9 protein-coding genes and 1 tRNA gene are annotated in these 8947 nt (G+C 65.3%); 8 read left to right on the top strand and 2 right to left on the bottom strand.

Going from position 1 to position 8947, the window contains the following annotated elements; translation table 11 throughout:
- The first annotated feature begins 208 nt into the window (after positions 1–208).
- Positions 209–1030, top strand: a complete 822-nt coding sequence (locus IE101_RS18940; RefSeq protein ID WP_189635414.1) for a DNA adenine methylase — start codon at positions 209–211, stop codon at positions 1028–1030.
- 298 nt (positions 1031–1328) lie between these two features.
- Here the strand turns inward: IE101_RS18940 and IE101_RS18935 are convergent.
- Positions 1329–1418: transfer RNA gene (locus IE101_RS18935), tRNA-Ser, on the bottom strand.
- 279 nt (positions 1419–1697) lie between these two features.
- On the opposite strand from IE101_RS18935, the gene IE101_RS18930 reads away from it, so the two are divergent.
- The 7 genes from IE101_RS18930 to IE101_RS18900 are packed head-to-tail and all read left to right on the top strand — an operon-like array spanning position 1698 to position 8140.
- Positions 1698–2642: an SPOR domain-containing protein gene (locus IE101_RS18930; RefSeq protein WP_189635413.1), complete on the top strand. Its 945-nt coding sequence runs from the start codon at positions 1698–1700 to the stop codon at positions 2640–2642.
- 49 nt (positions 2643–2691) lie between these two features.
- On the top strand, positions 2692–3855 hold the full coding sequence (locus tag IE101_RS18925) for a D-alanyl-D-alanine carboxypeptidase family protein (RefSeq protein WP_189635412.1): 1164 nt from the start codon (positions 2692–2694) through the stop codon (positions 3853–3855).
- Positions 3855–4478, top strand: coding sequence for a dTMP kinase (gene tmk, locus IE101_RS18920; RefSeq protein ID WP_189635411.1), 624 nt, complete (start codon positions 3855–3857; stop codon positions 4476–4478). The genes IE101_RS18925 and tmk overlap by 1 nt, the downstream gene beginning before the upstream one ends.
- A 1-nt stretch (position 4479) precedes the next feature.
- Entirely contained in the window at positions 4480–5610 is a 1131-nt protein-coding gene (locus tag IE101_RS18915) for a DNA polymerase III subunit delta' (RefSeq protein ID WP_189635410.1), read from the top strand.
- A gap of 3 nt (positions 5611–5613) precedes the next feature.
- Positions 5614–6417 (top strand): TatD family hydrolase, encoded by an 804-nt coding sequence (locus tag IE101_RS18910; RefSeq protein ID WP_189635409.1) that lies wholly within the window; start codon positions 5614–5616, stop codon positions 6415–6417.
- Complete coding sequence (locus IE101_RS18905) at positions 6417–7208, top strand: MBL fold metallo-hydrolase (protein WP_189635408.1); 792 nt, start codon at positions 6417–6419, stop codon at positions 7206–7208. The genes IE101_RS18910 and IE101_RS18905 overlap by 1 nt, the downstream gene beginning before the upstream one ends.
- Positions 7205–8140, top strand: a complete 936-nt coding sequence (locus IE101_RS18900; protein WP_189635407.1) for an AEC family transporter — start codon at positions 7205–7207, stop codon at positions 8138–8140. The genes IE101_RS18905 and IE101_RS18900 overlap by 4 nt, the downstream gene beginning before the upstream one ends.
- Here the strand turns inward: IE101_RS18900 and IE101_RS18895 are convergent.
- Positions 8137–8925: a hypothetical protein gene (locus IE101_RS18895; RefSeq protein WP_189635406.1), complete on the bottom strand. Its 789-nt coding sequence runs from the start codon at positions 8923–8925 to the stop codon at positions 8137–8139. The genes IE101_RS18900 and IE101_RS18895 overlap by 4 nt on opposite strands.
- Between the last annotated feature and the right edge of the window lie 22 nt (positions 8926–8947).

The following is an 8947-nucleotide window of genomic DNA, read 5'->3' as shown; positions in this document are numbered from 1 at the left end:
CACTCATCGCTACCGTCTCCTTTGTAGCATGAGCAGATTTTCACTGGGTCGATACAGAGCTTCAATCCACAAGCCTCGTTAATGTCGGCTGCAAAGAGTTTAAACGCCATTGGTGCTTCACCCATGCGATTGCCCTAATGTCGCGCAACAGAGTGGATTGCCCGACTTGTTCTCGTTATGTTCCTATGGTCTGAACCTTGGAGCAATCATGAATTCAGTCCTCATTCCAGTTTCGCAAGTCCAGCCCGTCGCACCCTGGTTGGGCGGCAAGCGCAATCTCTCTAAACGGATTTGCGCTATCATCGATGCAACCCAGTGCTCTGCCTATGCAGAGCCTTTCGTGGGAATGGGGGGTATCTTCCTGCGCCGCACCACGCGGCCGCGGGCCGAGTTCATCAATGACAAGGGGCGCGACATTGCGAACTTGTTTCGCATCCTGCAGCGCCACTATCCCCAGTTTCTCGACACGCTTCGGTTCCAGCTCACGACCCGCGCAGAGTTCAACCGCCTGGTCGAGACGAATCCGGAGACCTTGACCGATTTGGAGCGGGCGGCGCGGTTCCTTTACCTGCAGCGCACTGCCTTTGGTGGCAAGGTATCGGGACGTAACTTCGGTGTCGCGGCCGAACGGTCAGCACGCTTCAATCTGACCACGCTAGAGCCCATGCTCGAGGACCTGCATAGTCGTCTTTCGGGGGTGATGATCGAATGCCTCGACTGGGCCGATTTTATCCCGCGCTATGATCGGGAGGGCACGCTGTTCTACCTCGACCCACCCTATTGGGGGTGCGAGGGGGACTATGGCCGCACCCTGTTCAGCCGGGAGGATTTCGGAAACATGGCGGGGCTTGTGAGCAACCTAAAGGGGCGCTTCATCATGTCGATTAATGACGTTCCCGAGATCCGGGAGATCTTCGGCTGCTTCCATCTGACCGAGGTGCGGACGAGCTATACCATCGCCAGGACAGGTAACGACAGCGCCGGAGCACGGGCGGAGCTGCTGGTTTCCAATTGGTCACTCAAGACCTGAGCCAGCGCTCATGCATGGGCTGATCGACCGCGGTGGGCCCATCGTGAGCGTTGCACCTAATGAATAGGTTCTGGTGCAGTATTTTTGTCCGGCTACAGGAACCCGCTTGCGGAGGTAGTAGGTTTGGCCCCGCAACATGATCGACATGGACGAATCCCCGGTTCTTGGTTATTTTTCCAAGATGCCATGCGCGCAAATTGTATGTCAAACCGTGCATCAAGTTGGCGAAGCGCACACAAAACAGCACACTAATTTTCCCGGTTTATCGTTTAATTTCAGACACTTAGGGGATTTTTTCTGGCGGAAGCGGTGGGATTCGAACCCACGGTACGGTTCCCCGCACGCTAGTTTTCAAGACTAGAGCCTTAAACCACTCGGCCACACTTCCTGCCTTCGGTCCGCTGGACCTTGGCGTCTTCTAGCGTGAACCGGAGGCAAGGTCCAGTGGGCTGCCGTCGCGCTGCCCGGCGACGGGTCGCGCGGCATTGTGCCGATTTGTCCGGGCCTGTCGCTGCACCCTTCCCTCACTCCGCCGCTGTCGCTATGATGCCGCGCAACGCGACGCGGAGGGTTCTTCGTGTCGCAGGTGGCAGGCACGGGGCATCCCGCAGAAGATGTTCTCAGACAGCGCAGCCCGCAAGAAGGCGCGCGGCATTAGGGGCTTGATATGGCAGGTGAACGGGTCAGACGTCTGATCGTGGCGGCTTGTGCGGCGGGGACGCTGGCGGGCTGCGTGCAGGGCTTGGGCGGCGGGGCGACGCCTGCCCCCTCGGCAGCACCCGCAAGCGGCAAGCCTGCGACCTCGGTCAAGTTGGTCGACCGGGATGTCGAGGCGCCCGAAATTTTCCAGACCACCGATACCGCGCTTTGGGATGGCCGTCCCTCGCTGGGCGGGGTCTGGGTCGCCGCACCCGATGCAACCGATCCAGAACGGGTGATCCTGCGAAACCCGGCCAATGGCAAATTCGTCATCGGCGCCCTGTTCCGGCGCGAGCGGGAAAACCCCGGCCCGAGACTGCAGATTTCGTCGGACGCGGCGACGGCCCTGGGGGTTCTTGCGGGGCAGCCGGTGAAGATCCAGGTGACGGCCCTGCGCCGCGAAGAGGCTGCGGCCAAGACTGATGCCACCAAGCCCATTCTGGATGCAGCCGAAACGCTGCCCGGCGCGGCCGTGGCCCAGGACACTGCGGCGGTGCTGGCCAAGCCCGCTGCATCCGCGCCCGCCCCCATCGCGCCGCCCGGCGCCAGCATCAAGGCGGGAACCATCAAGGCTGGCAGCGTCAGTGCCGCGCCCGTCAAGCCCGGCGTCGCAACGCCGGCGCCCGCTGCAGCCAGACCGGCCGCGCCCCCTGCCCCGGCCAAAGCCGCCGCGACCCCGGCGAAACCCGCCGCCTCGGGCACGCATCTGGTGCAGATCGGCATCTTCTCGGTCGAGGCGAATGCCAAGCGCGCGACCGACGCCCTGTCGAAAGCCGGGGTTTCGGCCACCCTCCGCAAAGGCCAGACGCAGGGCAAGGATCACTGGTCGGTGACGGCCTCGGGCGCCGACAAGGCGGCCCTTCTCGCAAAGGTGAAATCCCTGGGCTTCACCGACGCCTATATCATCAAGTAACCGCAGCGGGCCGCGCCCCCGGGCGGCCCGACCGCGAAAGGACCAAAGCATGTTCAGCCGTTTCAGCCTCGCCCTTGCCTTCCTCCTTGGCTCAGCGCCCGCATGGGCCTTTGAAACACAGGCCACTGCGGCATGGGTCTATGACCTGACCACGCAGACCGTGCTTCTGGACAAGAACGCCAATACCGCCATTCCGCCGGCCTCGATGTCCAAGCTCATGACGCTGAACATGCTGTTCGAGGCGCTGCATGACGGCCGCTACCAGACCAGCGACACTTTCGCCGTGTCGGAAAAGGCCTGGAAGATGGGCGGGTCGAAGATGTTCGTCAAACCTGACGACCGCCCGACGGTGGATGAGCTGATCCATGGCATCATCATCAATTCGGGCAATGATGCCTGCGTCGTGGTGGCGGAAGGCATGGCTGGCAGCGAAGAGGAATTCGCCCGCCGCATGACGGAACGCGCAGGCCAACTGGGCATGGATCATTCGACCTTCGCCAATGCCTCGGGCTGGCCCGACCCCGACCACCGGATGAGCGCGCATGACCTCGGCCTTCTCGCGGTGCGGCTGATCACCGAATTCCCGGAATACTACTCCTATTTCGCGCTGACCGAATATAACTACCAGGGCCGCGTTCCGGCCAATGGCCAGAACCGCAACCCGCTGCTGCGGATCAAGGGCGGCGACTGGAAGGCCGACGGGCTGAAAACCGGCCATACCGAAGAAGCGGGCTATGGGCTTGTCGGCTCGGCTGTGCAGGACAACGGGCGGCGCATCGTCTTTGTCATCGCGGGCCTCCCCTCGGACAAGGCCCGCGCGGAAGAAAGCGAGCGTATCGCCAGCTGGGCCTTTCGCGAATATGCCATGAAGACCATCGCCAAGGCCGGTACCCGTGTCGCCGAGGCCGAGGTCTGGATGGGTGACGCCGAGACCGTGGGCCTTGTCCCGGCCGAGGATGTGGCCCGGCTGATCCCGGTGGCTGCGCGCGATCAGATGACGGCCGAGGTCGCCTATACCGGCCCGCTGAAGGCCCCGATCGCCAAGGGGGATCAGGTCGCGGAACTGGTCGTGCAGATCCCCGGCCTGCCCGAGGCGCGCGTGCCCCTGGTGGCCGAGGCCGATGTGCCCAAGGGCGGCTTCGGCAAGAAGCTGACCACCGCGGCGCAGGTTCTGATCAAGCGGTTCTTCCCGGCCGAAGCCCCGGCAAGCTGATGGGGGGCAGTTTCCTCAGCTTCGAGGGGATCGACGGATCTGGCAAAAGCACGCAGGCGCGGCGTCTTGCCGCGGCGCTGCAGGCGGCTGGCCGCGCGGCCCTTCTGACGCGCGAACCCGGCGGCAGCCCCGGCGCCGAAGAGATCCGCCGCCTTGTGCTGGAGGGCGAGCCCGACCGCTGGTCGGCGGAAACCGAGCTGCTGCTTTTCACCGCCGCGCGGCGCGATCATCTGGAAAAGACCATCCGCCCTGCCCTTGCGCGCGGCGAGGTCGTCATCACCGACCGTTTCGCCGATAGCTCCCGCATCTATCAGGGCATGACGCGGGGCGATCTGGCGGGCACGGTCGATGCGCTTCACGCGCTGATGATCGGGGTGGAACCTGATCTGACGCTGCTGATCGACATTGACCCCGAGGTCGGTCTGTCCCGCGCCATGGCCCGCAAGGGAACAGAGCAGCGGTTCGAGGATATGGGGCTGGACATGCAGCGCCGCATGCGGGCCGGGTTTCTGGCGCTGGCCGCAGCCCAGCCTGCGCGCTTTCGCGTGATCGACGGCGCCCGCCCCGAAGCAGAGGTCGCGGCCGCAGTGCAGGACGCGGTGTTCAGGCATCTGGGTCTTTAGGATGCCATCAGTCTTTCTGGGCGATTTTCCCGAACCCGACCGCATCGAAGGCACGCCCCATCCACGGGAAACCCCGGCGCTGATCGGGCATGGCGCGGCCGAACATGAATTTCTGTCGGTCTTCAATGCGGGCCGGTTGCATCATGGCTGGCTGGTCACGGGGCCGCGCGGGGTGGGCAAGGCGACGCTGGCCTGGCGGCTTGCGCGGTTCCTTCTGGCCACGCCCGAAGACGATGGCGGCATGTTCGCCCCGCCCAAACCCACCACGCTGGACGTGCCCGCCGACCACCCGGTCGCGCGCCGCATGGCCGCGCTGTCGGAACCCCGCTGCTATCTGCTGCGCCGGGGCCTGAACGAAAGCGAAAAGGCCCCCGCGCAGGAAATCCTGGTCAAGGAGGTCCGCAAGCTCAAGGACTTCTTCGCCCTCTCGGCGGCGGATGGCGGGCGGCGGGTGGCCATTGTGGACAGCGCCGATGACCTGAACACCGCCGCGGCCAATGCGCTGTTGAAACTGCTGGAAGAGCCGCCCGCGGGCGTGACCTTTTTCCTGATCTCGCACCAGCCGTTCAAGCTTTTGCCGACGATCCGGTCGCGCTGCCGCGAATTGCGGCTGCATCCGCTTGCGCCCGGGGATATGGCCCGCGCGCTGGAAAATGCCGGAACCCTTGTCGAAGACCCCCAGCCACTTGCCGAACTCGCCGGCGGGTCGGTGGGTGAGGCGCTGCGCCTGATCCATCTTGATGGCCTTGCGATCTATGAAAACCTGATCGCGCTCTTTGCAGGCGTGCCGCGCATGGATCGCCCCCGCGCGATTGCCTTGTCGGAAACCGGCAGCGGCAAGGGGAATGAGGCGCGGTTCGATCTGGTGGTGACGCTGCTTGACCTGATGCTCGCCCGGCTTGCGCGCTGCGGCACCCTGGGCCAGACCCCGCCGGAAGCCTGCCGGAATGAGGCCGCGTTGCTGGCGCGGCTGTCGCCGGACCCCTGGGCCGCCCGTGCCTGGGCCGATCTGGCGCAAAGCCTTTCGTCGCGGGCGCGTCGCGGCAAGGCGGTCAACCTTGACCCTGCCGCGCTTCTCATGGATATGTTCCTCCAGATCGAACAGACGGCGGCCACGCTCGCCGCTAGGTGACGCATGACCCCGCCCGAAATCGTCGACAGCCACTGCCATCTGGACTTCCCGGATTTTGAGGGCGAACTGCCCCGCATCATCGACAGCGCCCGCGCTGCCGGGGTGCGCCGCATGGTGACCATCTGCACCCGCCTGCGCCATGAACCCCGCGTACGCGCCATCGCCGAGGCGCATGAGGGCGTGTTCTACGCCGCTGGCACCCACCCGATGAGCGCGGCGGAAGAGCCGATGGCCACGGTGGACGAACTGGTCGCCCTGGCGCAGCATCCGAAATTCGTGGGCATCGGGGAAACCGGCCTCGATTACCACTACACCGCCGACAGCGCCGAGGTGCAGAAGGTCTCGCTCCGCGTCCATATCGAGGCCGCGCAGGAAACCGGGCTGCCGCTGATCATCCATGCCCGCGCCGCCGATGACGATATGGCCCGCATCCTGACCGAGGGTTATCGCACCAAGCCTTACAGCTGCGTGATGCACTGCTTCTCGTCCTCAGCCGAACTGGGCCGTGCGGCGCTGGATCTGGGGTTCTATCTGTCGATGTCGGGCATCGCGACCTTCCCGAAATCACAAGAGCTGCGCGACATCTTTGCCGCCGCCCCGCTGGACCGCATCCTGCTGGAAACCGACAGCCCCTATCTGGCGCCGGTCCCCTTCCGCGGCAAACGCAACGAACCGGCCTACACCGCCTATACGGCCAAGACGGGGGCCGCGCTGTTCAACCTGACGGCCGAGGAATTTGCCGCCGCCACCACCGCCAATTTTGACCGGCTGTTTTCCAAGGCCGCCACGCAGCACGGGGCCGCGTAATGTATCGTTTCACGATTCTGGGCTGCGGGTCTTCGGGGGGCGTGCCACGCCTTGGCGGAGATTGGGGCGATTGTGACCCGACGAACCCGCGCAACCGGCGGCGACGCTGTTCCATGCTGGTGGAACGGGTCGGACCGGCGGGGGTGACGCGGGTGCTGATCGACACCTCGCCCGACATGCGCGAACAGCTGCTGGATGCCGGGGTGGGCGAGTTGGACGGGGTGGCCTATACCCATTCCCATGCCGACCATACCCACGGCATCGACGACCTGCGCCAGATCGTCTTCAACCTGCGCCGCCGCCTGTCGGTCTGGGCCGATGGCCCCACGCAGGAATCGCTGCTCGACCGCTTTGCCTATGCCTTTGTGCAACCGGCCGATTCCCCCTATCCGCCGATCCTCGATCTGCACAGCATCAAGGGGCCCTTCACCGTTGAAGGTGCGGGCGGGCCGGTCACGCTGACCCCCTTCGCCGCCGATCACGGATCGATTGATGCGTTGGGGTTCCGGATCGGGGGTCTGGCCTATCTGCCCGATGCGGTGAAAATCCCCGAGGACAGCTGGCCACAGCTTTCGGGGCTTGAGGTCTTCGTGGTCGATGCCCTGCGTCGCAAACCGCACCCGACGCATGCCCATCTGGACCTTGCGCTGGAATGGATCGCCCGCGCCGCCCCCCGGCGGGCGGTGCTGACGAATATGCACCTCGATCTCGACTATGCGACGCTGCTGACCGAGCTTCCGGCCCATGTCACCCCTGCCCATGACGGATTGACGATCGAGCTGCCCGCATGACGGCGGCGCTCGACGTCGTCCTGCCGGTCTTTCTGATCATTGCGGGGGGCTGGGTGGCGGCGTGGCGCGGGGTGATGGATGGCCCGGCGGTCGATGCGCTGATGCGCTTTGCCCAAGGGGTTGCGGTGCCGGTATTGCTGGCGCTGTCGATCGGGCGGCTTGATCTGGGGGCCAGCTATGATGCGGGCCTGTTCCTGAGCTTTTATGCCGGGGCCTTCGCGGGCTTCGCTGCGGGGTTCTTTGGCGCGCGGCTGCTGGGGCGGCCGGCCACGGATGCGGTCGCCATCGGCTTTGCGGGGATGTTTTCCAATTCCCTGCTGCTGGGCGTGGCGATCACCGAACGCGCCTATGGCGCCGATGCGCTCTCGGCCAATTTCGCGATCATCTCGATCCATTCGCCGATGCTCTATGCCGCGGGGATTTTGGCGATGGAGCTGGCGCGCAGCCACGGGCAGGGCCTGCCCGCGGGCCAGGTCGCCCGGCAGGTGCTGCGCGCGATTGCGACGCAGCCGATGGTGCAGGGCATCGCCGTCGGGCTGACGATCAACCTGACGGGGCTGCCGCTGCCGGATTTTGTCTGGGGCGCGATGAAGATGATCGGCGGGGCGGCCATTCCCTGCGCGCTTTTCGGGCTGGGGGGCGTGCTGTTGCGCTATCGCCCCGAAGGCGACGGGCGCGCGATTGCGCTGGTGATCGTGCTGTCGCTGGTGCTGCATCCGGCGATCACCTGGGGCCTTGGCACGCAGGTCTTTGACCTGACCACGGCGCAGCTGCGGTCGGCCGTGCTGACCGGGGCAATGGCGCCGGGGGTGAATGCCTATCTCTTTGCCAACAGCTATGGCGCGGCAAAGCGGGTGGCCGCATCCTCTGTGCTGCTCGCCACCCTGATTTCCGTGCTGACAATTCCGGTCTGGCTGCAGATGCTGCCTTAATCGGCAGGCAGCACGGGCGTTTGCGGCGCCGGGGTTTGAGATGGGGGCGTTTGAGGCGCGGGTACGGGCGTCACGGTGATGATGGCCTCTCCCTTGGGCAGTTCCGATCCGGGCGCGACCTCACCGGGTTTCAGAAGCGGGGCAGGTTGCAGCGCCGCCGGGGCGGCCCCATCATCGGAACAGACGTAAATCGCACCTCCCACGGCAACCGCGGTCACGGCAACCGCACCAAGGGCAGCCGTCGCGCCGACCCCTTGCACGGCGGTGGCCCCCAGCGAAATCAGATGTTCGGCAATCAGCGTGGCAGGCCCTTGCACCCCGGCCACACCCGCAGCGCCCAGAACGGCCTCGGTGCCGGCATCGACGGCCAGCCCCTTGGCCGCCTGCCCCAGTTTGCCTGCCGCCTGTTTCGACGCGCTCACCCGTTGGCAGAATTGCTTACGCACGGTGCGGCACGACAGATAGGCATCCCGTGCGCCAAGGTCATAGCCCAGATACGTGTTCAGTTTGCCGTCCCATTGCAGGCAGAACGGTCCCCGGTCGGCATCTGTCAGCTCGGGCGTCAGCGCCCGCAGCGTGACCAGACCGGGACAGGTGATTTCGCCCGTCGCATTGGCCAGCTTTTCCCGCAGACCCCGGCTTTCCTTCAAGGCCGGGCTGTCGGGATCGTATGCGAATTCCTGCACCTCGCCCCGCAGCGATGTCTTGCACGTCACCAGATCCCCGGCATGGGACGCCGTGGCTGCGCCCAGGGCAAACAGAAGCGACAGGGGGAAACGTAGCATCACGCACCTCGGGTTTGGCATC

The organism is Gemmobacter lanyuensis (genome assembly GCF_014652355.1).
GTDB lineage: Bacteria > Pseudomonadota > Alphaproteobacteria > Rhodobacterales > Rhodobacteraceae > Gemmobacter > Gemmobacter lanyuensis.
Note: the sequence above shows the minus strand (reverse complement) of the source record. Positions and strands in the feature narration are given on the sequence as shown.